The organism is Paenibacillus wulumuqiensis, assembly GCF_000971965.1.
Taxonomy (GTDB): domain Bacteria; phylum Bacillota; class Bacilli; order Paenibacillales; family Paenibacillaceae; genus Saccharibacillus; species Saccharibacillus wulumuqiensis.
Map to the genome: position 1 here is coordinate 119,815 of NZ_LAQP01000016.1, position 26,281 is coordinate 146,095.

A 26,281-nucleotide genomic window follows, 5' to 3' on the forward strand; every position below is an offset into this window, starting at 1 on the left:
ACCCTTACTTGCCTAACAAATTATACCTGTACCCGGATATGACCCGGATGATCGGCAGTCACTTCACCGATATGTGCCGCTTCGACACCTGCAGCCAGCAGATCGCTCAGCAGCTGGGCAGCATCGTGTTCGGCGACCGCAATCAGCAGTCCGCCGGAAGTCACGGCATCGCACAGAATCCACTGGTCAATCTGATCCATCTCCGCCGGGAAAGTAACATCCCCTTCCAGATGGGCATAGTTATTTTTGGTACCACCCGGTACAAACCCGCTTTCTGCCAGTTCACGTACACGCGGCAGCATAGGAACCTGATGCTGATGAATCACGATGCCTGTGCCGCTGCCTTTGGCCATTTCGGAAGCATGACCGAGCAGACCGAATCCGGTCACATCGGTGCAGGCATGCACTTCATACGCATCCATCGTCTCGGCAGCAGTCTTGTTCAGCGTGCTCATCACCTGGGTGACGCGCGCCACTTCCGCTTCGCTCAGCTGGTCTTTTTTGACGGATGTGGTCAGAATGCCTACGCCGATCGGTTTGGTCAGGATCAGCTGATCGCCCGGCTTGGCACCTGCATTGGTACGCACGCGATCCGGATGCACGGTTCCGGTTACCGCAAGGCCGAACTTGGGCTCCTTGTCATCGATAGAGTGACCACCGACGAGAGTCACACCGGCTTCGGCCATCTTGTCACCGGCGCCGCGCAGAATATCGGTCAGGATCTGCTTGTCGAGCGTATGGATCGGGAATGCGACGATATTCAGCGCAGTCAGCGGTTTGCCGCCCATGGCGTAGATATCGCTGATCGCATTTGCTGCAGCGACCTGGCCAAAGGAGTACGGATCATCCACGATCGGGGTGAAAAAGTCCAGCGTCTGGACAATCGCCAGATCATCGGTCAGACGGTATACACCTGCATCATCGCTCGTATCCAGTCCGACGAGCAGATTCGGATTGGGAATCGCCTGCGGCAGATTGCGCAGTACCTGCGCCAGATCGGCAGGACCAATTTTGCAGCCGCAGCCGCCTTTGGAAGAGAGAGAAGTTAATTTGATTGCATCGGTTGATGACATATATATCGTTCCTTTCCGGTATGGGGTTTGTACAGTATCTATGGAAGGCTGCAGAAGTACCTAATGCCTCCTGCCTCCCTGTTAATATGGTTTTAGAACAGCACTTTATTAATTATACCACTAGCCCGGCAAATTATTCGATGCAGCGTACGTTTCCGCTTATATATTTATGCTATAATTTACACCTGTGATCTGCTCTTGCGGCTCACTTGGATGGATAGGTTAGTTGGTTTGATATTTTATTCAGGAGGAACAATATGCACACAACGGATACAGGCTTACGTCAGCCGAACAAGAAAGTCATCTGGCTGGTCGTTGCCTTTTTGGTTATTGTCGTTGCAGGGCTAATGTATGTGAAGTGGTGGCCCTATTACCATAAAGCATTCAAAGCAGCAGCCGATCATTCTATCGGAGCTTCCATTCTGGGAGATGCTGCCGGAGGATCGCCATCCTGGGAAGCGGCCTGGGGTTATGCAGTCGTTTATTTTAAAGCGGTATGGAAAGCAGCCGTTTTCGGTATTCTGCTCGGTTCGCTGCTGCAGGTAATGCTGCCTGCCCAGTGGCTGCTGCGTGTGCTCGGCAAAGCGGACTTCCGCAGTACCGCACTGGCGGGCGTCGCTTCACTGCCAGGGATGATGTGCAGCTGCTGCGCAGCACCGATCGCGGTCGGTATGCGCAAGAAACAGGCTTCCGTAGGCGCCAGTCTGGCGTTCTGGATCGGTAATCCGACTCTTAATCCGGCGACACTGGTCTTTATGACGTTTGTACTGTCGTGGAAATTCACGCTGCTGCGTCTCGTGTTCGGTCTTATTCTCGTCTTTGGTGTCAGTTATCTGGCGAACCGGTTCGTACCGGCCGAGAAGCTGCCGGATGAAATGAAGATGGATGATCCCAATGTGACGCCACCACCTGCACCCGAGCAGCCGCTGATGGTACGCTGGGGCAAAAGTATTCTGAATATGCTGATCGGCATTGTGCCGGCGTATATTATTTTCGTTCTGCTGCTTGGTGCAGCACGGGTGTGGCTGTTCCCGACGATGGATATCTCGACAGGCAACAGCCTGCTCGTGATCGCCGGATTCGCGCTTGCCGGGATGCTGTTCGTCATTCCGACAGCGGCAGAGATTCCGATTATCCAGTCCTTTATGAGCCTCGGTATGGGGGTAGGTCCGGCAGCAGCACTCATGCTGACCCTGCCTGCGATCAGCCTGCCGTCGATGCTGATGATCGCTCGTTCGTTCCCGCTCAAGGTCATGCTGTTTGTCGCCGGATCGGTCGTTGTGCTCGGTATTCTGTGTGGACTCGTCGGTATGTGGGTACTGTAATGGCTGGTGTTTGATCGGATAACTGGATAATAGCTCATGATGTTATTTTGCGTGGAAATGATTGGTATTGTCTTGTGTGGCAATGAGTAATGTGATCTCGTATGGTAATGAGCAATGGATCTTGGAAAAGAGCCTGCTTCGGTGTATCGCTGAAGCAGGCTTTTTGGTGTCTATTTTCATAAATAGAGGTGGATAGTCGAATATATACTTAATGACAAAAATATCATTCGGCTGTGAGTAACAAATCATCCATATTTTAGTATAATAGTATAGCGTTGTTTATTTCTCCTGACCACGGATAGAGAGCAGTCCACCACTGCTCCCAGGCTGACGATGGATATATGTAACTGACGAATCGCAACTTCCCTATTTCCTTACTTCTCTACTTTGCTATTTCTCTATTTCGTAATGGTCAGGATATAGCTTCATACTTGAATAGAACAGGAGCAACCCCATGAAAAACATACTTAAAGTAGCATTATGCAGCAGTATGCTGTGCACCGGTATCTGGAGCAGCACTTCGCTAAGCCCGGTGACCCACGCAGCGAACAGCCAGGTAAGCATTACACTGGACGGTTACAATCTGCCGTTTCCAGTTGCACCGACGATGATCAGCGGCACGACGATGGTCCCTTTCCGGGCGATTGCCGAAGCGCTCGGCATCCCGGTCAGCTGGAATCAATCCTCCAGGACGATTACTGCTACTGCTCCCGGTACGAATGGCAATAAGAAAGTCGTACTCACCATGAACAGCAAAACAGCCATGGTAGATGGTCAAAAAGTCACTTTAGCGGTAGCACCGCAGACGATCAACAACAACACCATGATCCCGCTGAGCTTTTTCAGCCAGCAGTTCGGGGCGGATGTGAAATGGAACGCCTCTACTCGAACCGTCTCGATCACTTCGCCGGCACAAGATCTGTATACGCTGGGATTCTACGCGATCTCCTCGTATGACGAGCGCGCGATGGTACCGGATTTTGACACGGTAGCTTACGGCTGGAGCCGCATTACGACCGAAGGCAACTTCTCCACTTCCAATACGGAGTTCAAATGGCCCCAGGCTTCCGGCAGCGATACACCGGAATCGATTATACAGAATACTGCCGCACAGGGAACTTCTCCTTACCTGATGGTCTATTCGGTAGACGGCCATGGCGAACTGACCAAGAACCTGGAGAATAAAACGCTGCAAAACCAGACAATCCAATCGATCATCGATACCGCGACCAGCAAAGGATTCAAAGGCATCGTGCTGGACTTTGAAGGACTCGGCTGGAGCGGCGACAAAGCCAAAGCCCGAACCGACTACAACGCCTTTGTCAAAAATATCGCCACCAAAGCCCATCAGCAGGGACTCAAGCTGACGCTGGCACTGCACCCGCTGAACAGCTCCTATACCGGCTACGATTACAAAACGCTCGGTATGCTGGCAGATGATCTGATTATTATGGCATACGATTATACCGACAAAAAGAGCCCCGAGCCGATCGCTAAAGTGGACAATGCGATCCAGCTGGCACTGAAGCAGGTGAATAAAGACAAGCTGATCCTCGGCATCTCGCTGAGCAGCGAAGATGCCAGCTCGGTGAACAGCAAGATCGGTCTCGCCAAGCGCTACGACCTGAAAGGCATCGCCATCTGGCGCCTCGGCATCATTGGCCAGAATGCCATGGATGCGATGCATCAGTCGGTGGAATTTAACAAGTAACGTATTATATGGATCACATGCGGCTTGTACCATGGATACGGATGCCAAGAAAAGATACAGGATATTAGGACGGTGAGATTTTACCGTCCTTTTTTATATATTCCGGTCCAGGGCTGTATTACATATTGCTTTTTAGTTCTGCATTTTATTTCTTTTTAGCTCCGTACTTCATTTCGGCGTATTTATAATTCCCATGCCAAATATGTAACATTTTCCAGTTTCACACGTGGTTACAGTGAAAGGAGGTTATGGTGTCCAAACATCTGGATGAATTATACAGGCAGTACACACATGACATCTACCGGTATCTGTATTCATTAAGCCGCAATCATCATACGGCGGAAGACCTGATGCAGGAGACCTTTTACCGGGCTTACCTGTATCTGGAAGTGTATAACGACGAAAAGGTAAAACCATGGCTGTTCCGGGCAGCCTATCATGCCTTTATCGACGACCAGCGCAAACGAAAGCGGCAGCAGGTGCAGGAACCAGCCTTTTTCAATCAAATGACCGATCCGCAGACTGCGCCAGACAACCAATTGATTCAACAGGAGCAAATGGAGCAGATCGTCGATCAGCTGGATCAACTGCCTCTTATGCAAAAGCAGGCTGTTCTTCTGTATGACTTTCACCAGTTCTCCTATCAGGAATCTTCAGCGATTATGGATATATCGCTCTCCTATTTCAAAGTGCTGCTGTTTCGCGGACGGCAGCGATTACGCGATATTCACAAAGGCGGTGATCATGATGAGTGACCCTTTTAGACAGAAGCTGCAGGATTATTATGACGGCAAATTATCCGATGAGCAGCGTGCCGAGGTCGAGCAGGAACTGAATAAGCTGGAACAGTACCAGCAGTACGTCGGTGAACAGCTGGATCGGGACGAACAGCAGTACATGGGTGAACAGACGGACTTGGATGAACAACATTCCACCGAGCGACCGGTGAATCAGGATGAGCCGCTGAATGGGAACCATGCGCAGCAGCCGGATAAGGATCATTCTGCAAGTGCTGCTTTCCCGAAACTGAAGCCAGCCTTTATGCGACGGTATGGTCAGCTCTATACCGATGAACGGATGGATCAGAAAAAAGTACGGCGGATCATGCGGCGCAGCAAATGGCGTTCGCGCTCGGGCACTGCGGGGATTGTGATTGGAGCATTTTTCGCTTTTATTTTCGTATGTTCGATCTTTAATATTATTTATTACGGCATTGGAGAAAATGGTCGTCTCGATACTTACCGGGACGTGATTCGTTCCGCTATTGCCGTGACTCAGCCGAATGTGTCCCTGGATAGCGCCGGTGCCAATGTTGACCCAACCGGCCTACATATCAAAGGTGCAATGGAGAAACAGATCGGCAGCAGCCAAGTCAAAATCGCAGACTACTCTGTAGATATCACGTTTAACTTCGCACGTACGTACAATACCGATTGGCTGACAGAAAGCACTCCGTCTAGGATGTCTTTTCAGCCGCCAGGTTCGGATGTCTCCAATGACAGCGCAGCGGCATGGGAGCGTCTCGGACATTTGCCGGAGGGTACGGTAGTTGAAGCCTTTATCAGCTTTGATAAATACTACAGCACAGACCAGGCGCTGCAGCTGTTCAAGGGCAGGAATATGAAGCCGCTCTGGCTGGCTGTACGTCCAGGAACCGATAGTGATATGAACGAATCGGGATCTTCCATGTTGAGTAATGTGATCGGGTTCCCGTACGAGCCGCTCTGGCATGATTCGGATCAGACGCTGCTTCATCACAGCGAAGAAAAGATCGGCTGGTTCAGCCGCACCAGCAGTTCCAGCTACAGCTATCCGACAGTGCAGGACTACGGCAGTGGGGATATACGGAATAAAAACTTCCTCGACACACTGCACTTGATCCAGCCTTACAAAGGAATCCTGCGCGCGCCAGCTCCCTTTTACGATTTTGACCGGATTACCCGTTATATTGAGCAAAACGGCGTGCAGATCTATGGCATGGCAGTGACCGGTCCTACCAAGGAAGTATTGAAGCTCAAAAATGAAGCATTTGCCCATCGTATTGAATTGGGGGAAGTACGGTTGTGGAATTGGGAAGATTAGAATGACTGAAGTGAATAAGCAGCACATACCAAAAGAAGCACTGCAAACAAGAGTTTGACGGTGCTTCTTTTTGTATATGGTTCAATTCTCTAACAAAATTCAATTCATTGTATTATGATATTTTAATGTGTGCCGTAAGCAGAAAAATCATCATAGGAAGATAGATCCGTATCATAAAAAATAACATCGCCATCCTTCACAAGATAACTCACCTGATAAGGATCGTTAACGATATGATCGCGGCTTCCATCCGTATGATCATAACCTTCCATATCCCACCACTGGTTGTTATAGCCTGCTGGAGTATGAATATACTGCAGATGGGGATGAGCGGTATCTCCGTTGACTACAGATTCCAGATCGAAATTCACTACGATAAAACCATTTTTCAAGAAAATGGGCGATTTCTCATCAAGTACATGCGAACGTCCGTATTCGGCCAGATTAGTTCCTTTGGGTACGGCATACACATTAGCAGGCAAGCTGTATTCACCATACCATTGCTGTACACTCGCATTGACTCTGGCAGCCGATGCAGAAGCATTTTCCGGCCGTTCAAACGTATTAATAAACGTCCGCAAAGGCGAAGTTAGGATCTGGATATCATAACCGCCCGTATAGGTCGACTTATTGGAACGTTTGATAAAATTAGCGATGTACTGTTCTTTTGTAATCATCCAGCCCTCCGACAAGTCATAGATCGATGCAGCTGTATTTTTGATAGCTGCGGCGGGGACATTACGAAGGCGCTGGTTTAACGTTACATCACGCCGTTCCACATCAGAAGCGGAGCCTATTTTGATGAATTTCTTATGGTCCGAGTGATAGTATAAATCTACGGGCACTCGCTCCGGCTGGGTCGACGCATTTTTATCTTGATAATAGAAAGTTGGAGTGATACGAATAGCATCTTTGTCTCCAAACATATTCCCTTTTGTTTTCAAATCGAATTTAAAATGATATCCGGTTTTAACCGTTACGTTCTTGAATCCTGGGAGTGGGTTACTTCCACGCATAACAGGCAGTACATAGGGAGAATTATTGCCACGGAGTTCTCCATCCATCTCATTGGGACCTACCCAGTACGATTTCCCCGTAGACGAGCTGCTCCCTTTCGTAGTCCGGAACACTTTTTCCCAGTTAAAATCCGCTATATCGGTAACGTGGAAATCATATATTCTTCCGATCACTTCTACATCAACGGTATCCTTGGCCACATGATTTTTCAGATCAAAGTTGGCATCTTGTTCTGCAGTGAAGCTGCCGGGAGCATTTTCAGCAATGTTACGGAAGGCTACAGTGTAATTACCTTCATCCACCCACACCGGTAAATGGAATACCGTATCCAGCTGATTCACCGGCACATCGATCCAAGTATTTTTGGGATAGAATGTATTCCTGTCCTTGCTGTAAACATCAAACGGGAAGAGGACTTGCTTGGTTTTGAAATACTTGGCAAAGTCTCTTTTACCATAGCCGGGATAAGATGATTGGCTTTGATGTTGGCCGCTTGTAGGAATGCGGACAGTAAAAGGACGATCCAAAATCAAAGCCATCCTGGCTGAATCCGGCACCGTTTTTTGATTATGTAGCTTATCATCGGATATGGATGAATAGTTTACAACCGGTGTATAGACAGTGACATTGTTAATGCCTGTAATCGGAAAGTTCTGGTCCCCATCCCCATTCACATTTTCATCAATCATTGTATAAAAAATAGTTCCGGTTGCTGGTGTATTAGCTTTATTGGTCAGTTTGGGACTAATCAGCTGTGAACCTTTGAGCAGGACCTTCTCGGTTGAGTCCTTGTAGGAACGAATTTTAGCAGGTGCTGGAATTTCTTTGGGTTCAACCGTTGTCTTTTTCGTCCATTCTCCATTCATCACTTCGGTTTCTTTATTTTTAAAAGTGAACTGGATCTCATCATTACGAACTTGCGGATCATCTGTTTTGCTTTCAGCCATGCCTTTGAGCTTACTCTCGTCATTAGGAACCGAAGGTTTGCCTGACTTGCCACCATCAATGACGCCAGGATGGTAATTAATAGCACCCGTTTCATCCGGACGTACATGATCATTTACATCCATACTATCTTCTTTTTCGATTGCAGGCGGTGTATAGCCAGCTGCAGAGATCGTTACACTTCCATTTGGGAGCGCATAGTTATTCATTTTCGCCTGGTGAATGCCATAAGCGGCTAATTGATTAATTTGCCAATAAGAGTAATCACGGGTAAAGCCAAAATTGTACGTTTTGGTCGCATTGGCTGATTTGTTTTTCCAATCCCCTTTATTATTTTTTTCTTTCCACTTGAGGCTGTATTTTACTTTTACCTGGCACTTGTATTCGACTTTTCCTTTCATTTCTCCAAACTTATGGCTGAACAAGTAATTGTAACCCCATGCATTTGCATACAGGTTCTCACTCGTAGGGATACCTCGGGTTGCATCAAAATGACGTCCATTCGCTGCATCATCACCAAGAATATGTCCGGCTGCTTCGGGATTCATTACTGCTTTGGAACGCTCTTGTGCTTGTGTTGGAGGCAGTATGGTGAATGTACAGTCACCTTTCCCTTCCGAAGGAAGTTCAGGATCTTCGCAATCCGGATTATCCGCACTGGTTTGCCCCGGCTTACACCCTTCGACAATGTCGTAATACTGGTATGCCCTGTATTCTTCAAAAGATCCGTTATACTTGAATTTTGGAGGTTCCCCTTCTGTTATAGCTGGTTGCTTCGATGGGTCTGTTCCATCTGTTGTTTTTTTGTAGCCGATGTATTTGTACTTTTCATTTGTTGGTGCTGTAAATTCATATTCGGTTCCCGGCTTCATTTCTTCCTCCCGAGGAGGGAAGATAGCGTTGAGGGATTTACCGTCTTTGGTTTTGTAGTAGACGCTTAGTTTGGAGTCGAGTTCTATTTTGAATAGGACTGGAATGTAGATTCGAGCTCCAATTGTTGTAGGACTACAGTTTATTGTACAAGTATCAGTTATATCTTCTGCGCGATCAGCATCTAAGTTAATATTTACCTTAACAGGAATTGTTGCAGTATCCGTTCCAATACCGCTTTTAGTATAGGTAAGCTCGCTCTCTTCTGTTCCAGTTGACATTGCTCTACTGTAACTGGGCCAAATCCCTCTTCCATCTTCAGATTTTTCTGTTCTCGATGCTTCAAAATAGATAGCATTTTCTGGAGTACGTTTATACAGACTTACTGCTATACTTTTTATTGTACGATTAGGAAAAGTGAATTGATAATCTTGTTGAGCTATTCCATCATCACCTCGATATGGAGCCTTCTTATCAACCCAACTAGACCCATACCACATATCATAATACATCATCCCAACAAAATACCGATAGTTGGCTTCTGTCGTATTTTCGGATGTATCTTTATAGTAATGAAGTGGAGTAGATACATCTGCTGCATTAGCTTTTAAAAAGCCAATATCCGTTGAAAGCAAAATATTAAATATAAATATAATAAGAATTGTATATGCCCAATAGCGTTTATTTTTGATAAACATTTTATTTTCTCCACGGATTGTCCATCAGTATAAGTGAAACATCATCTTGCTCAAAAGAGCTATCGAATCCAATATATTTAACATCCTGAATTGATAATTGTTTTTTATCCTTAATTTTTTCAAAAATTTCATCACTATTAGCATAAACGCCATAATAACTATAAACGGTACCATCATTATTTTTTTGCGTTAATTCATTTCTCTTATATCTGTAGCGTACATCCCCCTTATTGGTCAATAAATATAAATTAGGAGAGATATTGCCACTGGATCTTACGCGTATATAACTTAATCCATTGTATGCACTATCGTCATGAAAAGTATAAAGGTCAATTCCATAAATATAACCCGCCATTAATAGGGGGAAATTAGAAGTCTTAATTTTGACAGCATACTTGTAAGGCTGATCATAACTATTTGACATCAATGCAGGATTGTTAGAAAAAAATGACTTGTATGGATCAATTGAAGTTTTAGGCAATCCCAGCTCCTCTACGGTTGGCGGTTTTTTGCTACCAATCCATACCCATCTGCTGATCTGATCCCAATTCACCTCTTGTCCAAGCCCTTCACTCACCAAGCGCAATGGCACATAAGTACGCTGCTGCTTCACAATAATCTTACTATCATAAGTCTTGCTTGTACCGTCAACAGTAGCTGTCGACGAACCTACAGTCATGGTAACGCTGTGCTTATCTGTTTTCAGTGTGATATTTTGTTTTCCGTCAACTCGTTCATACCCCACCTTTGCACCCAACTTTTCGGATACAAAACGAATCGGTACCATGACTGCACTGTTCTCATCCTGGAAAGGCTTTGCATCCGGAAATGCCATTTTACGAGCATTTAAAAGTACTTCTACCTGTTTCGTACCGGTAGCAGCCTGAGCTGGATACTGCGGAATAGTACTCAAAATGAAAGATGAAGCCAGAACTGCCAGAACTGTTTTTCTAATAAAATTGGTTTGCATTGTTACTCCTCCTAAGTTGGGTTTGTACGTTCACTACCAAGTATGTAGCTTATGAACATATACTATGCTCAAATGGAAAATCGCGCGAATTTTCACATACCTTTTTATCGGCAACAGTTAGTTAATTACCAATACCGCAGCGAAGAGGAATATATCCTTTTTGAGCTACTTCTTTTGCTGAAGTGAAAACTTCTTCAGGACTATATTCTGATTTGCAGGATTTAGACGAAAAATAGTATCTTCGACCATCCACATTAATTCCTTGGAACGTCTCTTTCTTCACAATACGCGCGCCGCCCAGCGCATAGTTGTTGTAATACTGACTTCCCAGCGGAATTCCCTGTACAAAAGCCAGCACACCGGCATCATTGATCGTATTATTCCAATCCTCTTGCGAGATATATGGCACGGTAAAAGTATACGAGGTGCCATACCTTTTGGAAGTGACATTATACTGATTAATGCTCCGTTCCAGATCATTCTGGATCGCGTTGACGATCGTGGTGCGGCGAGCAGCGTCAAAGGCTGGGGTATCTTTTAGCAAAGGAATATCAGCCTCTTCTGCGATCTCCCCGCGGAATCCCTGTATCCACCGCTCGTCAGCCGCTCTCTGAATCGTGACATAGTCATCCAGGGTGAAGCTGTATGTATTATTGTGCGCATCCTTGTACACATACGGCTTTTTGGGACTCCATACATGGCGGAACTCCGTCTCTCCCCGTGCATTGCGGTACTCTTCAAACTGGTACATATAGTAGCCGTCATAACCAACAACAACCAGTGCTGGGATATAACTGTTCAGCACGTACTGGCCTGTCGGGTCGTCGGTCACATTAAAATTCATGTACATCGTTTTGAAAAAAGTATCCGCTGCCTGTTCCTTGTTGATCCGTACATTTTTGGCGGATTGGTACTGGGATTCCAGCGGCTGGCTAACGTTGGTGATCAGCGCCTGGGCGGCATCCTGGGCAGCGGTATCGATCGCCCGGTTATATCTCGTCTGCAGCAGCATATTGATCCGGTTATCTTCCAGATCGATATGGTTCCGCACGAAAATAAACAGCAGAATCAGCACCAGCACGACGGCAAAGCTAGTAATCTTCATTCAGTACCATCCCCCCGTACGGAATAACGATCTTCTCGTTCGGCGCCTGTACGGCATTGAACAGAAAATCACTCATCAGCGTAGCCATGGTACGGTTGGTGTTTTTGACCTGCACATTAAAAAAGTCACCGCTGTTCAGCTTGTACACTCTTGCCGGATCATCCGGATTATCGCTGCCATGCGGGAACAGTCTGGCATTGATCTGGGTGTTGTAATATCCCTCGTAATTGACCTTGAAATCATTCTGGAATGTGCCATCGTCATTGTATACCGGATCGTACCGTTTGTGCAGATGCTCCATCTGGATATCGTACGTATTGCCGGTCAGATACAGCTGATCTTCGAATTCCTGAAACATTTTTGGCGTAATATAGCCTTTGTCACGTACACTGTCCACGAACCGGGTTACCGTATTCAGCACAATAATCTGTGAGTTGCTGTCCTGGCTGCTGAATGCCGTATAGATCGGCCAGATGCCCATCAGCAGAACCGCGATAAAGGCTGCGAATATTTTGATCAATGGATTGCTCATTGCCATACTCCCTTATGTGAACCTCAGCATGACCAGCTGGCCTCCGGTATTTCGGATGTATGCAGGGGTATATTTTTGGTTCAAATCTATTGAGGATACATCCACTTCATCCGTGTCGAGATCTTTGGGATACAGGGTGCCATTCACCTCGATATCCACCTGCAGACTGTTAATCTGGTGAATCGTCTGACGAACTTCGGCTCCGGTGCAGGTGTATTTGTTTTCAATTTTCAAAGTGGAATGAATATTGCGGTCTGACGATGCGGTCAGATGATAGGTCTGTTCATTGATGCGCGCTGATGTCTGGAACAGCGCATAAGCTCCACTGAGCGAAGCGATAAAGATCAGAAAGCTGACCCCCAGCCATAGAGCCGAGCGGGCATGTTCGCCTATATTCATACATGATCATATCCTTTGTGGTAAAGGCAGGATAGATTCTTCTTCCTGCCCTGCCTTTGTAATAACATTGCCTGATGTATTGATTCGTGACATAGATAACTTGTTTGCGTGTCATGGAAAACTTCTCCGTGCTGCCTGGATCAATTATTTGTACTTATGGAAAAAATCATTATCTATCTGGAAACACTGTGTATCCGAAAACTGGCGATAGATAGATAGATAGGGGATACTTTAAATCCTCTCTACCCATTTATCCCAATAACCCTTATGAACGCTTAATTCTGCCTAAACACCAGCGCACGTACCACATTACTTTTATCCCGGATCACTTCGCTTTTGAATGTTCCGGTCGGGTTGATATAGTTGTTGGAAGACTGGTCGAGTGCATCTGAAAATGATCCTGATGCTGTATCTTTGCTGACCGAACCATAGTCCGTACTGTCTACCGACGCGGTATTGTTCACCTGATGGAAGTACCAGATACCTGCCGGGTTTTTGCCTGTGAGGACCTGAATACCGAAGGAACCCTGATCCTTGAACTTGCGCAGCGAAGATACGACCTGGCTGCCGGAAATATTGGTATTGTCGTAGACGGCATACTGCGTCTGATCCAGCTCTTTCTGGATACCGGAAAAATTGTTCTGGGCCGTCTTGGTCGCCTCCTGGGCACTGATGAACAGAACGACAACGATGGTAATCAGGGCGATCGTCAGGAAGAGTCCTGCGGCTATTTTTAATGCAGCTGATGCGTTATTCATGGGTAATCTCCTTTGTTGGTATTTTCATTTTATTGGTGTTTTACCATTTGGTTATTGGATCAAGATAATGCGATCCTTACAGCTGGTTCAACTGTTCATAGTAGGCACTCATCTGTTCGAAGCTCATGTAGATAAACGGCAGAACCAGGTAGATGAACGTCAGTACCGTCATCGGTGCAAAGCCGATGATCCGGCCCCACTCCGACTTGGTCTCGATCATACGCTCATAGTCCTGTTTTCTTTTCTCAAAATTGTAATTGCGCTCATTCTCCAGATCGTCAAATGCTTCCCGGATCGGAATACGTTCGACGGACAGAATCAGCTTGTCGATCGTCCGGGACAGCGGTACAAAAGGCGCATCCTGCTTAAGCTGCTCCAGCGCCTGTTCTGCCCCGCTCTCAAAATCGAGCACAGCCTTATGTAGAGGCTCCCGGAAAATGGTGGAGAACCGCTCCATCCATTCCAGAATAATATCGACCGAGATGCGGTCGATCTCGGACAGCATCGCGATAATCGTATGGAACTGATCGACCTCATTTTGCATATCGATATACCGCACTTTTTTCTGAAACAATAAAATCCAGTACGGAATCAGGTAGCCGATATAGCCTGCCATAATCGCAATCACCAGCTCGTACCATTTGAAGTATTCGGACTGGAGCATGTTCATCTTGGCTTCAATCCGATCTACCGTGGTCAGAAATAACGAGCTATTGGCGGCAATATTGTCATCCTCATTCACCAGTTCCATAATGCGGTCCTGCATTGCTTCCGGCCCGATCCCCTCCAGCTGCTGCAAAATCTGTGTATCCAGCGCTGTCGTCTCCTTGGCTTTCTGCAAATCCTCGGCGGATAATTCACCGAACATGGTCGCACTCTGGGTAGGTGCATGCAGAATATTATTTACCGTAATGGAATGCATGGTGACAAAAGAGAACAGCATCGTACCGAACAGCGCTGTCGCCAGCAGCAGCCGGTGCAGATAATGCCAGTCCAGCGGAATGCCGGCATTGGCATCCTTGATCAGCGTATGGATGCGAAAGCGTGCTGTCGTTCGCTTTTGCGGCATAAACCGGTTCACCATCCATTCGACGATCCGAAATTCCAGCAGCTTCTGCTCCCATAGAATTTTGCGTACTTTAGCCTGGTAAGTGCCTTCCTGCTGATCCTGCAGCTTTTTGAGCAGCACATAGGAGAGCAGGATAACGGCGAAGATCATTATTTTGAAAAAAAAGCCAAACTTGCTGTTATAGAACTGCTCCATAATCGGAAAATTGCTCTGTGCCCACAGCTCAATCGGCTTGGTGAACAGGATCGGTGCAATCGAGATGATCGTCAGTCCTTTGAGCATATAGCCCAGCTTGGTGCGCTTGAGCAGTTCCAGATTGATCTCGTTGGTCAGCTTGTTCATATTGCTGAGATACAGTGATCCCTCGTCGACGACCTTGTCGCCAAATTCCTTGACCAGATACGAGATACCGGCAAATGCCTTGAGAAACCGGTTGGGCGCAGCCTGGTAATAATTTTGCAGCAGCTTCTCCGGTTCGGGCGAGATCAGAATCTCATGGACCTTTTTGGCATGGAGTGAGGCTTCGTGACCGGAAGCTTCCGAGGCATCATGCAGCGCCTCCTCGATCATGCCATGCTGCTGGTAACTGTGCCGCACGTCATCCATAACCGACTTGAGCTGATACAGCAGCCGATTCTCAACCCGGTTCACAAACGTATCGATCAGCATCCCGTTCATGACCAGCGCAGTCAATGCGATCATGAACATAAAGGTCATATCCTTGTTCATGAACAGCAGCGCCAGGATAAAGGCCGCAACAATACCAATCGTCGAGAAGACAATCTTCATCGTCTCCCGGCGCATCGAGAACTCGTCATACGAGTGGATGGACTGCAGCTGCTTGCGTATGCGCAGGATGTACTGCCTGAGCAGTGGTACCCGCATGTAGGCATGGTACGATTCCTGCAGAAACTCGTTATACCGCCTGGTTCGCTTGGATTTGCCGGAGCCGATGTAGTCGGCGTATGCCCGGTAGACTTCGGCATTACCATTCTGCTGGTTGCGGCGCTGGATATATTTCAGCACCGCCAGCAGCACGACAAAGGCAAACCCGGACAGGATCAGGATATAAATAAGAATATTAGTAAGATTCAACGGCTGCTGCACCCCAGTTCTCTGCCATGAATTGCCGGAAATGCAGCTGATCGGCAGGTTCCATCATCTCCAGCATTTCCTGCTGATTGCGCTCCGAAATCGGATGAACAGCCACATACTCACCATTGCGGTACTCGATAATATTCCGCCCCTCTCCTACCTTGCGGTTGGTGGAACGCTGGAAGTACTCGGTCATGCTCTCCATCATCGCCACGAATCGTTCATCCATCTTACTGGCTGACTTAAAGCTCTCCGGATAGTCCTGCTCCTGATCGATCAGGATGCATTCGGTGATCCGCTCCACATAACGGGAGCCATCCGGATCGCGGCGCAAATGCACATCAAAGTTCAGCACCCGCACAACCTGCTCCTCGGCAGTCTTCTCGTTATTGAAAATCCCCTGCTTGAGCAGCGAGTTGCGCAGCGAATAGACCAGATCCTTGAACGTCTTGGCATGGTGCGTGAAAATGGTGAACAGACTGGCTACCTGCGCCATCTGAATCATCCAGGCAGCCACTTCATCGGTCGCCACCTCACCGAGAATATTGACGGTTCCGTCGGTTTTTTTCTGTACATCGAGGCCCGCCTGGCCGGTCACTGTCTCTGTCTCCTTGAATGTCAGGATGTTGCGTTTGTTGTAGATTTTGCGCAGATGCAGTTCGAACGACATCTCCTGAATCCGCAGGGTAAATGTCTCGTTGATATAGGCGACAAGTGCCATCAGCAGCGTCGTTTTCCCCGAACCCTGCGCGCCGGTCACCGCTACGATACGGCCGCCTTTCATCAGATACATGAGCAGCGATTTGACGATATGATGATTGCCGATCCGGTCGGTGATCAGCTGATCCAGTGTCGCCGAAGCCGGATCAAACTTGCGGACGAAGAACGCCCACGATTCCGAGAAGCTCGGCCGGACAACGACGACCCGTGAGCCATCCTTCATCTCATTGACCTTGAATCCGTTGGCCTCGGACAACTGTCCGGGATTGTTATACCGGTAAATGTTCTGACAGACCCGCTTGAGCTCCGCCTCCGTGCCAAAGGACAGAAATTCCAGATGAACCGATCTGCCCCGGTAGAAAATCCAGACGCTGTCATGACTCATCGGTGTCTGCTGTTCATTGATCCGGGAAGTAAAATCGTAGAAATCATCGTCATACTCTACTTGGCTGACCGGTACGCCGGATACACCGCCGCTGACGCCGTCGATTTTCATATCCCGTACTTCATCCACTACACTGAATCCTTTGAATGTCTGGTAGACACGCTGCACGATAAGCTGCAGTTTATCCTCAAAGTAAAGAATGCTGCGAAATCCTTCGAACACATCATCAATCTCGCGGGCTGTGATGACATACGAACCCGACCCCTGGGAATCCGGCTGCAGCTTGAGCTCGGCCAGCTGATGATCCTCGATCAGCCGGGACAGTCCATTCAGTCCGTACATTTCCTTGTACTGATAAAGCATAATATCGAACTTCTCCTGGCTGCTCAGATCCATGCTGTTGTTAAACGGAATGACCTTATTCATATTCTCTTCTGTAAATTCATACGTTTTGAGCAGCAGGTCAAAAATAACGCCTTTAACGAACTTTTTGGCATTCAGATCGCCGTGGGTGCAGTCCTTGAGCGACTTGATCAGCGTCGCCCGCTGGTTGAGCCGCCGGTTGTATTCTTCCTCGGACAGTCCCAGATCATCAAGAGAAGCTGAGGTCATCTCATGGAGTGCTGTTTTGACATATTCAATGATCGCCGGCAGAGTGTATTTGTTGTTCTGCTTGTTCTTTTTGTCCGAGGCATCGCCTTTGTAGGTCAATTTGAAATAGGCGAGTACGATCAGAATGAGTGCAATCAGACCGATGCAGGCCCTGTTAATAATGAGGCTGATATCCACCGCGTGTTACGCCTCCTTTGCATACATATTGGGATCGACAGCCAGTCCCTCGTAGATGCCACGGGCCAGTCTGCGAATCTCCTGCATGAATGCATAATCCGGCTGAACCGCGTTAATATGCTTTCGTTTCAGGAAAAATTCGACGACCTTGTGTTCATTACATGCATCCATATAACTGCTGTTATGCGGCACGGCAAAGATCGGGATACGGGTTCGGAACAGCCGTCTGATATTGCCAAGTGTCAGCCTCGATCCGGCATCATATTGTCCCAGCACAATGATGTACTTTTTGCCTTCCAAAAAAGCGGGCGGATGCTCGAAAAATTCCCGCAGCAGCGACAGATTCTGGCTCAGGGAGACGACTACCATATCCGCCGATTCCAGCACTGCGTTGGTCAGCACATTACGGCAGCCGCTGTTCACATCGATCAGTGTCAGATCGTAGGCGCTTCGTGCGGCCTGGCAGATCGAGCCGGTCACTTCATGCATTTTCAGAAATAAATCCTCTTCCGGCTTCTGCGTACCGGCCAGCACATCGAGCGAGCCGTTGAACACCGGCACGGCATAATCCTTGATCACCGATGGAGTCAGCTGCTTGGAGCGTGCCAGCGTATCCAGGGAATCGATGCCCTGCGCAGAATAGCTCGCCGATCGATTCTCCGTCGCACGCTGGTTTCGTAGAAAGGCATTTTCGACCATGGATATCCCATAATGGGTATGGGCAGCAAGCGTATGGCTCACATAATCCATCGCCAGTACGGCCGCAGCAGCCACCATATTCGACGAGTTACCGGCCTGCCCGTGACGCGGACTCCAGAAAGCTATTACATTCCCCATACCGGCTGATTCCTCCGTGACATTTTTTTGGTATAGGTCTTGAGTTCACTGTGGTTGAGCTGGGATACACTGCCGGCGATTTCCTGGATAACATTACGGAATTCCCTAGAAATGCGCTTGATGCTGATACTGCTGCTGTTCTGGTTCAGAATCTTCTGCATATAATCCATCTCGTCAAACGGTACAGCGAACGACTGCTCTTCGAACCGGATCGGCAGCCTGTCCAGCAGCTGCTCCAGATAGTCCTCCGCCAAGCCGTTGTCCACCTGCTGGAACAGCACGCGGGTAAATCCGATCCGCGGCAGATTCTCTGCTCTGTCTGCGAACATATCTTCCAGCAGCTCTACCGTTTTTTCCAGTGAGCGCCGTTCGGACGAGATCGCGATAAAGCGCTGGTCAAAACGGTCCCAATCCATTTCGCCGATAAAATCGGGCGTGGAGCAGAGTACGATCGCATGATCATACTCCTGGGCATTTTCCACCTGCTCCTGCATATGCCGGAAGCTGGTAAATTCATATCCGATATCAAACTGGTCGTACTCCGATACACCGGTACCCGTCTGAAGAATCGGCGTATTATAGCGGATAAATCCTTCGGCACTGGCATCGACCAGCAGCACCCGCTTGCCGGCGGTCTGTAAAAATTTGCTCAGGTAGACCAGCAGATCGCTGATATCTGTTGATCCGAGAAATAAGGTGTAATTCATGGAGATCCTCCTTTATTTAACGAGCGGCTGCTCAAAAACAGCCTCGCTCTTCTGCTCTGTTGTGGCAGGTGTTGAATGGCTCGCGGCTGGCTCAACCGGTGATACGATCGGCTGATGCGGCGATGAATCGGCTGCATTTGGTACAGCCGCCGGATCGGTGACCGGCTCTGCAGTGCCTCCTGTAGCAGAAGCATTCCATTCCGGCGTCTGCGCATTCAACTGATCGGACGACTGTGCTGTTGGAGTAGTCGACTGCTGCTCACTCTCTGCTGCCTGCGGCTGACTGCCGCCGCCCAGCTTGAGCTTGTCGGCTTCACTCATCCGGCTCAGGCTGCTATCCAGCGTCTCCCGTGCAGTTCTGCTTAGCAGCAGGGTGGCCTTTTCCAGTACATTCGGATCGGACTGGATCAGGTTAATAACATCTTTGTTGGCCGGATAATTCGGAATAGCTTCATCCTGCATATAAGGGTCGGCATAGGAGATGGCATACAGTTTGGCTCCCTGCAGATAGGCATCAACAATTGCACTGCTCATCGCCAGAATCTCGGATTCGTTAATGTTGTACCAGATCGTCGTACCGGCGAGATCTTCGACTTTTTTCTTGGACAATACGATATAGTCATTACCGTTCGGGAAGCCGATACGCACATCGACAAAGTCGCCTTTTTGCAGCTTGGTCGGCAGCTGGACAACGCTGTATTCCTTGCTGCGCAGATCTTTTGGCGTGGCTTCTTCGGCGTAGACCATCGACGAGATGAGCGGCGTTGCTTTGCCGACATTGATCTTGACGATTTTGCCAATCAGTTGGCCGGGGTCGGTGACGGCATTTGCCGGTGCTCCTTTTTTGGAGACGAAGGCGACCGAGACGTTCTGCTTTTGTATCCGGTCGCCGGCTTTCAGTTCACCGGTGGTGACGACAATCCTGCTGGAGACAGCCTGCTGGTCGGCCAGCGCCTGCTGGGACTGGCTCAGCTGCATTTCATACTGCTGCTTGACGGCTTTGAGCTGATTGGCCTGATGATTGATCAGAAATATGTATCCTGCCGAAGCGAGAATGGCGACGATTAAACCGCCGATCAGTCCGGCGTAGATCTTGCTTTTCATACGAAATCGAATGATGGACACGTTTGTAACACTCCTTAATAGTTGGCTCTTCCGGATAGGCCGCTGACAGCTGGATTCATGATATGGTGACAGACCAGATGCGGGTACCCAGTATTTTTTCGATTAATGCTTTCTCATCAGCTGTAGGCTCGCTGCGTGAATTTTCCAGTCGGCTGATCCGGGTCTGGTAGGAGCCGATCTGCCTGGCAAGCTGTCCCTGGGACAGCTTTTTTCGCTTCCGCGCTATGGCCAGCTGTTCGGCATCATTTAGGGATATACTCAAGTACGCTTACTCCTCTCTCTATAAATGAACAACAAAAAAAGCACGCAAAATGCCCAGAGGACATTAAGCGTGCTTCGCTTTAACAAGATTTGTTTATTTATACAGCCATCTTATATGAAGGCCGGATGTGTTGTCAATTCATTTCGCAATTTTTTTGTGACTTTTGGATTATATCGAATAAGCACAAAGGTTCAGAACAAAAGATAATAAGGCACGATTTTCTATTTAGTCATGTCTTTTAGACTATACCGATTGCCTACTGTCCCTATTCATTATTGCTGTGATAGATTTTTTTCAGCAGCTGCCAGAGCTGCTCCTTTTCCTCGGCGGACAGACTGCGGGTAAGCTGGGCGTTGGCATCCTGGAGGATCTCATGCAGTATCGGTTCAAACACCTTGGCCCGTTCGGTGGGGTAAAGCAGATAGGCACGACGGTCATTCGGATCGGTTCGCCGCTCAATATAACCGGCTTCCTCCAGCTGCCGAACCGAGCGGGTCGTGGTGGCTTTGTCGAATTTGAGATCGGTGGTCAGCTGATCCTGATTGACGCCGGGTCTTTGCAAAATGGCTTTGAGATAGCTGTGATGTCCTCCGCTGCCGATGTCATACTCCTTGAAGCTGCGGGCCAGATTTTTCTGATTAACACGGTTAATGTACGAAATGAGCTTGCCGATTGAATCCCTTTTCATGCCTGTGCACCTACTTCAGCCGGATATGATCCGGATAATATATTTCCTGTCTCAGCCCTATTCCTGCGCCGAGGTCCATACATAATCATGTGAATACTCATGAAAAAGCAGCAATCTCTATCAAAACAGATTAATCCGCCGACAGATGGATATATTAATTTTAACGGAATTCGATGATGATGTGTATAGAAAGTAAAAACGAACGAAAGCGATCCGATAAATAGTTGCTAACGCAACTATGCTGATATATACTCGACATGTCCCACCGACTACTTTGGCGTGATGAGCGGGGAAGCAGGCTACCGGGTCACCGGACTAATTCCGGGTCGTTCGGATATTTTCCTTGCAGGTATGCATGTGGTCTTCGTTGTATCAGCGAGCATCTGTCTGATTGCGGCTCTGTTGACCGGATGGCGTATGCTGCGCTCGTAGCATATCATGGAAGATAGTGTAGATGAGCGCCAACGCCGGACAAACGAAAGCCGGGCAGGCGGGAAATAAATATTTTGGGTGATGCACATTCTCCGTCTTGTGCTTGGAATATAGGTTGATCCCTTTCCTGAAAATAAAAGAGCAATGGCCGATAATGAGTCCGGCGCATTGCTCTTTTTGCAGTGTTTTGCTGATATTGAGGTTTGTCATGCATATAAATGATGGGTGATGATGTTATTTCTGCTTAATACGAATAACGGCAATAACATCTTTCTTCATATCGTAGATCGCCAACTGCTGCTTGCCCAGCCAGGTAACTCGCGGTTCTTCGCCTTTGTACTGCAATTCAGCTAACCACTTCATCGTTTTGGTATCTGCAATACGTGTATTCTGACCATTAAAGTAAATTTCCTTTTCAATCAGATTAATCGTTCCACTTCCGATTAACGGATTGGTTTCTTTTCCCTGATCATTCAGAAAAGATACTTTGTTGGATTTTTCAAAAACAGCTATTATATGATTTCCTTTTTTATAATAAGGAAAATCCCGACCTGTTATCGCATGCTGCCACTGCTTTTTACCTTTGGCGTCGTACTTGGTTAATCGGCACGCATACCCTTTCTCATCCGGCATTCCACTTTCAACCCCTACCGATAGATCCGGCAGCAAATATACAAATAACGAATAATCTTTATTAACGATTGATTTTTTAAATGTATAATTACCCTTGTGATCCTGCACACTCAGCGTATAGCGCAAAGCATTCCCGTCTGTAACCACCATATGATTCGCCTCTGCATCCCAAACCGTTCCCGAGATGGTGCGTGTTTTGAGCAGTTTCCCGGCAGGATCAAAATAGCGAAGTGTTGATTTGTTGTTTATGGCATAGGATACCACTAACTGATTGTTATCTATCAACCAGTAATCCCATAACATAAAAATGGATTCGGATGGATGAGGCTGTTTGATCGTCCTTGTGATCTTGCCTGTTTTCCCATTAACAGTATGTAGATAAAAAGTATCCTTGTCTTCTGCAGCTACAAACAGTTCTCCATTGGATTCAACACCGTACACTCCATCACGTGGACGCTTATCAGGGATAACCGTTTCCCATACTTTGCGGCCATCTTTCGCCTGAATGGATGCTATTCTAAATCCCTCACGCTTATCTTTGCCAGACGCAAAAAATTCGTCTTCAGTCTGATACATAATGATCATGTGTTCTCCTGAGCGATCCGGAGACATCGAGTTAATATGGAAAAACTCTTTGGAGTCTTTTGCAAATTGAACTTGATAACTCGCCGTGTTCAGCTTTCCCTTGGCATCGGCAAGCTTGACCGATTGGATGGATTGTTCAAGCATCGCTTGCGGTGATACTGACTTTGGTGCTGCTGTGCTGCTCTCGTCAGCATGAATGCTCGTTGAATCCATTGACGCCACCAGACTCAAAATTAATGCTGTACATAATAACCGCCCTATCCATTTTACCATTGTCCTGCTCCTTCATTTTTAAGGGTACAACTCCAAGTATATGTGCTTGTTGAATGGTTGGAAATAGCTCCTGTAAAAAGGCCACCTCATCCGTTACCGGACAACGCGGCCCTTTATATACAGCCATTCTCTGTCATTGCAATGCCACAACCCATATTAAGGTCACAACAATTCTATCCATAATCAAAATGCCATCAATACCCGATCTTGATACTGTACCCTTCCATCGCCACCGCTGGCGAACGGGTCAGCTGCAGTTTGTGATCTTCGGCAAATCCAATCGTCTCGCCATCACGGAAAGTCACGTCGCTTCCCACAATATAACTCACAATATTCAGTGTAAATTCAAATACATCCGCCATCTCTTCACGGGAATCCACAATCTCGATCTCATCCTTGCCAAAATGCTTCAGTCCGATCGTGTACGAGGAACTGCCTCCGCCGTCTTCACTCCGGTACAACCCAAGGAACACCCACAGCTGCACAGGCAGCTCCTGATCCTGCAGCATCCGTGCGCTCTCAATATACGATTCCGCAGACATCACCATCGGCGGAGAATAGTAGGCAATCGCATTATTCAGCTTCAGTACACTGCTCGTAATCTGGGTGAACAGCGCGTGACCGATCAGCGGATCGGTAATGTTCATCACTGTAATGATAACATGGGCCTGATGGGTCGCCACGACCTGCTCCGCTTCCGGCCACAATACGTTATATTTACAGTTGGATTCGACTTCCTGATTCGGGATCGGTCCCGGCATATACGCGACAGCGATATTCATGCCGCCCAGCTCAAATACCATATTCTCGCCTGCTTCCAGTCCATCTACCTGGATGCTCCAGTCTGTCTGCATCGTACGGACCAACTGTTCTACGTCATATTCGGCACTGTTCAGCAGTGCAAATCCAAGCAGCATACTCGCCGGTTCGGGAGTCTCGGTGGCCGGATCGACTGCGGCCGGTTGGCTCATATTGGCAGCCTGCACCTCCACATCTGTGCGATGACCGCTTTCCTGCTGCACAGGATCTTTCTTTTTTTTACGAAACATATCGAAAATTCCCATCATCCAACGCTCCTTCGTTTTGAAATGATATATGTATCCTGCTGTTGTCCATGTATAGATGCACTCTTGCAAGGTATCCGTGCTTCTTTTACCAGTTTAACAGTAAAGGAAGCATTTTCCTACCATACCAAAAAGCCTTTCCGAAGAAAGGCTTTTGATGAACAGGCCAGCAGCATTCGCTATAATTCCATGTCCATACCAGCAGCTATCCTGTCGATCCAAAGAAAAGTACCTGCTCCCTGGACGTCTGACTGATCTATTCGGTATTACCAGCGCGGAGCATACGAGAACCGCTCCACCAGCGGTTTGCCTTCGTATACCGGGAACATATCGGCATACCATTTCATTGTATTCAGACGAGTACGCAGTTTGACCACATCGGGAATCTTCTCATCGTATACCATCATGTAGATTCGGAATAACCGGTTTCCATCTTTATCCCTGGCCGCATCGAAGTCATAAAACTGAACATCCCGGCCTGTCTCGGCTTTGATCATGGCAGGCAGCGTACCAACCAGCGTCTGCCCGTGAGTCAAATTGAGGTCATCCCCAAATCCAAAGCCGTCCTCTACATTCAGCACCATCGTATAGTAATAATAGTAACGCCACTGCGCCGGCGCCGCACTTTCCGAATTGGCTGATGGAGCAGTTCCCGGCGAAATCGTTGGCAAATCCGCGTTTGCATACACGTCGGAAGATACACTGCTTTCTGCGCTGGCCTTTGTTGATGAAGGCATAATCAGCATAAACAGAAGCAGCATGGACAGCAGATAAAGCATTGTCTTTTTCATAAAATCCCTCCTGAATGTGTAATGATGGAATACAAAACTACTGGATTTTCCGGCAATCCTCTCCTCTCTACATGTTCTTCTTTCACAATACCTCATCAACTAAATTATGTATATATTGTAATTTATATCAATACTATAAAAATATGACGAAAAGGGGATATTTCCTTCAGGGCGAGATGGCTGTGCAGCACGTCTGCAAGCTGGAATTGCTGCGTATCGCGCCGGACAGATTTGATTATTCAGCTCCTGTATACAACAAAAAAGCCTCTTCGCCAGGAAGAGACTTTCGAACTGCAGCGTAGTCTGATGACAATGTGACCTACACTGGCAGCAGTACCAGTATAATCGAAGACAGACTCAGACATACGCTGATCAGGCATAAGACGAGCAGTACCTGCTGCTGATTCAGGCCGCTCGACAGCAGACGGTAATGAATCTGCGTCGCATCCGCTTCATAGATCGGCTTGCCGTTCAGCATGCGCTTGATTACCACGAAAATATTATCAAAAATCGGCACGCCCAATGCCAGAATCGGAACGAACAATGACAGCAGCGTCGCCTGCTTGAAGGCGCCATCCAGTGCGATGATCGCCAGGACGAATCCGAGGAAGGTCGCTCCCGAATCACCCATGTATACTTTGGCCGGCGGCTTGTTATACCGCAGATAGGCAAGTCCCACACCGACCAGACTAATTGCCATGATCGCCGACCCACCCTGTCCCTGGGTGATCGCCACGATGAACAGCGTCACCGCCGAGATTGTCGCCAGACTGCCTGCCAGACCATCCATACCGTCACTGAAGTTGATTACAGTCGTTACGCCAAAGATCCAGAGCAGCGTCAGGATCAGCTGCAGCCAGTCCGGCAGCAGAATATACTGATCATTAAAAGGGTTCGAGAACCCCGAGAAGCGGATACCGGCCATATAGATAATCAGCGCGGCAGCCAGCTGCACGATCATTTTCGGCAGTGCCGGAAATTCACGGCGGCTCACTTTGTACCAGTCATCGACCAGCCCGATCCCCAGTACAAGCAGCGACCCAGCCATGACAGCTGTCATTTTCCACAGACCCGCATCCATAAACAGTATGTACGAGATCGCGAATCCACCAAACAAAGCAATCCCCGCCATCAACGGTACGGGTTCCCTGTGCAGCTTGCGCTCGCTGTCCGGTCGTGGTTTATCCACAAAATCAAGCCGGATCGCCCATTTGCGCAGCATCGGAATCGTGATCAGCACAAACACAAACGACAGAATAAAAGCAGCAATGTATGGCATAGTTCCTCCTTATGGTCTGGTTATCATTTAATCCGTCCGAAGTAGATGAATTACGATGCGAA

Annotated in this window: 22 protein-coding genes and 1 pseudogene; 5 read left to right on the forward strand and 18 right to left on the reverse strand. The window is 47.9% G+C overall.

The genetic code is table 11. The features are described 5' to 3' along the window. Nucleotides 1-20 precede the first annotated feature (20 nt). Nucleotides 21-1,073 (reverse strand): selenide, water dikinase SelD, encoded by a 1,053-nt coding sequence (selD, locus tag WH45_RS18905; RefSeq protein ID WP_046215976.1) that lies wholly within the window; start codon nucleotides 1,071-1,073, stop codon nucleotides 21-23. Between the two features lie 257 nt (nucleotides 1,074-1,330). Here selD and WH45_RS18910 point away from each other — a divergent pair, with 257 nt between their 5' ends. The 4 genes from WH45_RS18910 to WH45_RS18925 all read left to right on the forward strand — a co-directional run bounded on the left by WH45_RS18910 (nucleotide 1,331) and on the right by WH45_RS18925 (nucleotide 6,191). Next, on the forward strand, nucleotides 1,331-2,398 hold the full coding sequence (locus tag WH45_RS18910) for a permease (protein ID WP_046215977.1): 1,068 nt from the start codon (nucleotides 1,331-1,333) through the stop codon (nucleotides 2,396-2,398). Nucleotides 2,399-2,852: 454 nt separating this feature from the next. Continuing rightward, entirely contained in the window at nucleotides 2,853-4,109 is a 1,257-nt protein-coding gene (locus WH45_RS18915; protein WP_046215978.1) for a stalk domain-containing protein, read from the forward strand. 248 nt (nucleotides 4,110-4,357) lie between these two features. Next, the gene (locus WH45_RS18920) at nucleotides 4,358-4,864 is read left to right on the forward strand and encodes a sigma-70 family RNA polymerase sigma factor (RefSeq protein ID WP_046215979.1); all 507 of its coding nucleotides are present in this window, start codon (nucleotides 4,358-4,360) and stop codon (nucleotides 4,862-4,864) included. Next, on the forward strand, nucleotides 4,854-6,191 hold the full coding sequence (locus WH45_RS18925) for an anti-sigma factor (protein ID WP_082096956.1): 1,338 nt from the start codon (nucleotides 4,854-4,856) through the stop codon (nucleotides 6,189-6,191). Before WH45_RS18920 ends, WH45_RS18925 begins: the two co-directional genes overlap by 11 nt. Nucleotides 6,192-6,313: 122 nt before the next feature. On the opposite strand, the gene WH45_RS18930 is transcribed toward WH45_RS18925, so the two are convergent. The 13 genes from WH45_RS18930 to WH45_RS18990 form a co-directional block, all read right to left on the reverse strand. After that, complete coding sequence (locus WH45_RS18930; protein WP_046215981.1) at nucleotides 6,314-9,721, reverse strand: DUF5704 domain-containing protein; 3,408 nt, start codon at nucleotides 9,719-9,721, stop codon at nucleotides 6,314-6,316. Nucleotide 9,722: 1 nt separating this feature from the next. Then, the gene (locus tag WH45_RS18935) at nucleotides 9,723-10,691 is read right to left on the reverse strand and encodes a copper amine oxidase N-terminal domain-containing protein (RefSeq protein ID WP_046215982.1); all 969 of its coding nucleotides are present in this window, start codon (nucleotides 10,689-10,691) and stop codon (nucleotides 9,723-9,725) included. 121 nt (nucleotides 10,692-10,812) lie between these two features. Next, on the reverse strand, nucleotides 10,813-11,796 hold the full coding sequence (locus WH45_RS18940) for a hypothetical protein (RefSeq protein ID WP_046215983.1): 984 nt from the start codon (nucleotides 11,794-11,796) through the stop codon (nucleotides 10,813-10,815). Further along, entirely contained in the window at nucleotides 11,783-12,328 is a 546-nt protein-coding gene (locus tag WH45_RS18945) for a hypothetical protein (RefSeq protein WP_046215984.1), read from the reverse strand. Before WH45_RS18945 ends, WH45_RS18940 begins: the two co-directional genes overlap by 14 nt. Nucleotides 12,329-12,340: 12 nt before the next feature. Beyond that, nucleotides 12,341-12,727 carry a hypothetical protein gene (locus WH45_RS18950; protein WP_046215985.1) on the reverse strand — a complete coding sequence of 129 codons (387 nt, stop codon included), beginning with the start codon at nucleotides 12,725-12,727 and terminating at the stop codon, nucleotides 12,341-12,343. A 275-nt stretch (nucleotides 12,728-13,002) separates the two neighbouring features. Further along, complete coding sequence (locus tag WH45_RS18955; protein WP_046215986.1) at nucleotides 13,003-13,485, reverse strand: ATPase and permease components; 483 nt, start codon at nucleotides 13,483-13,485, stop codon at nucleotides 13,003-13,005. A 76-nt stretch (nucleotides 13,486-13,561) separates the two neighbouring features. Continuing rightward, a complete protein-coding gene (locus WH45_RS18960) occupies nucleotides 13,562-15,649 on the reverse strand; it encodes a hypothetical protein (RefSeq protein WP_046215987.1) in 2,088 nt (695 codons plus the stop codon). Next, nucleotides 15,636-17,543 (reverse strand): ATPase, T2SS/T4P/T4SS family, encoded by a 1,908-nt coding sequence (locus WH45_RS18965; protein ID WP_046215988.1) that lies wholly within the window; start codon nucleotides 17,541-17,543, stop codon nucleotides 15,636-15,638. The genes WH45_RS18960 and WH45_RS18965 overlap by 14 nt, the downstream gene beginning before the upstream one ends. A gap of 6 nt (nucleotides 17,544-17,549) precedes the next feature. After that, nucleotides 17,550-18,380, reverse strand: coding sequence for a CpaE/TadZ family protein (locus WH45_RS18970; RefSeq protein ID WP_046215989.1), 831 nt, complete (start codon nucleotides 18,378-18,380; stop codon nucleotides 17,550-17,552). Beyond that, the gene (locus WH45_RS18975; RefSeq protein WP_046215990.1) at nucleotides 18,368-19,087 is read right to left on the reverse strand and encodes a hypothetical protein; all 720 of its coding nucleotides are present in this window, start codon (nucleotides 19,085-19,087) and stop codon (nucleotides 18,368-18,370) included. Before WH45_RS18975 ends, WH45_RS18970 begins: the two co-directional genes overlap by 13 nt. Nucleotides 19,088-19,099: 12 nt before the next feature. Beyond that, a complete protein-coding gene (locus WH45_RS18980) occupies nucleotides 19,100-20,212 on the reverse strand; it encodes an SAF domain-containing protein (protein WP_052723859.1) in 1,113 nt (370 codons plus the stop codon). A gap of 55 nt (nucleotides 20,213-20,267) precedes the next feature. Further along, entirely contained in the window at nucleotides 20,268-20,474 is a 207-nt protein-coding gene (locus WH45_RS18985; RefSeq protein WP_046215991.1) for a helix-turn-helix transcriptional regulator, read from the reverse strand. A 265-nt stretch (nucleotides 20,475-20,739) separates the two neighbouring features. Beyond that, the gene (locus WH45_RS18990) at nucleotides 20,740-21,162 is read right to left on the reverse strand and encodes a MarR family winged helix-turn-helix transcriptional regulator (RefSeq protein ID WP_046215992.1); all 423 of its coding nucleotides are present in this window, start codon (nucleotides 21,160-21,162) and stop codon (nucleotides 20,740-20,742) included. Nucleotides 21,163-21,435: 273 nt separating this feature from the next. Here WH45_RS18990 and WH45_RS23470 point away from each other — a divergent pair. Then, a pseudogene (locus tag WH45_RS23470) lies at nucleotides 21,436-21,594 on the forward strand (MFS transporter); the annotation flags it as partial. A 234-nt stretch (nucleotides 21,595-21,828) separates the two neighbouring features. Here the strand turns inward: WH45_RS23470 and WH45_RS18995 are convergent. From WH45_RS18995 to WH45_RS19010, 4 genes are all read right to left on the reverse strand, one after another. Next, nucleotides 21,829-23,085, reverse strand: a complete 1,257-nt coding sequence (locus WH45_RS18995) for a hypothetical protein (protein ID WP_235338418.1) — start codon at nucleotides 23,083-23,085, stop codon at nucleotides 21,829-21,831. A gap of 194 nt (nucleotides 23,086-23,279) precedes the next feature. Next, nucleotides 23,280-24,152, reverse strand: coding sequence for a DUF4261 domain-containing protein (locus tag WH45_RS24160; protein WP_082096958.1), 873 nt, complete (start codon nucleotides 24,150-24,152; stop codon nucleotides 23,280-23,282). A gap of 263 nt (nucleotides 24,153-24,415) precedes the next feature. After that, nucleotides 24,416-24,940 (reverse strand): hypothetical protein, encoded by a 525-nt coding sequence (locus WH45_RS19005; RefSeq protein ID WP_046215994.1) that lies wholly within the window; start codon nucleotides 24,938-24,940, stop codon nucleotides 24,416-24,418. A gap of 319 nt (nucleotides 24,941-25,259) precedes the next feature. After that, the gene (locus WH45_RS19010) at nucleotides 25,260-26,219 is read right to left on the reverse strand and encodes an MraY family glycosyltransferase (protein ID WP_046215995.1); all 960 of its coding nucleotides are present in this window, start codon (nucleotides 26,217-26,219) and stop codon (nucleotides 25,260-25,262) included. Between the last annotated feature and the right edge of the window lie 62 nt (nucleotides 26,220-26,281).

Coding starts and splice junctions, on each gene's coding strand:
- WH45_RS18950 (WP_046215985.1), bottom strand. CDS start 12,727: ATGAATATAGGCGAACATGCCCGCTCGGCTCTATGGCTGGGGGTCAGC.
- WH45_RS18945 (WP_046215984.1), bottom strand. CDS start 12,328: ATGAGCAATCCATTGATCAAAATATTCGCAGCCTTTATCGCGGTTCTG.
- WH45_RS18955 (WP_046215986.1), bottom strand. CDS start 13,485: ATGAATAACGCATCAGCTGCATTAAAAATAGCCGCAGGACTCTTCCTG.
- WH45_RS19010 (WP_046215995.1), bottom strand. CDS start 26,219: ATGCCATACATTGCTGCTTTTATTCTGTCGTTTGTGTTTGTGCTGATC.
- WH45_RS18915 (WP_046215978.1), top strand. CDS start 2,853: ATGAAAAACATACTTAAAGTAGCATTATGCAGCAGTATGCTGTGCACC.
- WH45_RS18910 (WP_046215977.1), top strand. CDS start 1,331: ATGCACACAACGGATACAGGCTTACGTCAGCCGAACAAGAAAGTCATC.
- WH45_RS24160 (WP_082096958.1), bottom strand. CDS start 24,152: ATGATGGGAATTTTCGATATGTTTCGTAAAAAAAAGAAAGATCCTGTG.
- WH45_RS19005 (WP_046215994.1), bottom strand. CDS start 24,940: ATGAAAAAGACAATGCTTTATCTGCTGTCCATGCTGCTTCTGTTTATG.
- WH45_RS18995 (WP_235338418.1), bottom strand. CDS start 23,085: ATGGTAAAATGGATAGGGCGGTTATTATGTACAGCATTAATTTTGAGT.
- WH45_RS18940 (WP_046215983.1), bottom strand. CDS start 11,796: ATGAAGATTACTAGCTTTGCCGTCGTGCTGGTGCTGATTCTGCTGTTT.
- selD (WP_046215976.1), bottom strand. CDS start 1,073: ATGTCATCAACCGATGCAATCAAATTAACTTCTCTCTCTTCCAAAGGC.
- WH45_RS18935 (WP_046215982.1), bottom strand. CDS start 10,691: ATGCAAACCAATTTTATTAGAAAAACAGTTCTGGCAGTTCTGGCTTCA.
- WH45_RS18925 (WP_082096956.1), top strand. CDS start 4,854: ATGATGAGTGACCCTTTTAGACAGAAGCTGCAGGATTATTATGACGGC.
- WH45_RS18930 (WP_046215981.1), bottom strand. CDS start 9,721: ATGTTTATCAAAAATAAACGCTATTGGGCATATACAATTCTTATTATA.
- WH45_RS18975 (WP_046215990.1), bottom strand. CDS start 19,087: ATGAATTACACCTTATTTCTCGGATCAACAGATATCAGCGATCTGCTG.
- WH45_RS18970 (WP_046215989.1), bottom strand. CDS start 18,380: ATGGGGAATGTAATAGCTTTCTGGAGTCCGCGTCACGGGCAGGCCGGT.
- WH45_RS18920 (WP_046215979.1), top strand. CDS start 4,358: ATGGTGTCCAAACATCTGGATGAATTATACAGGCAGTACACACATGAC.
- WH45_RS18990 (WP_046215992.1), bottom strand. CDS start 21,162: ATGAAAAGGGATTCAATCGGCAAGCTCATTTCGTACATTAACCGTGTT.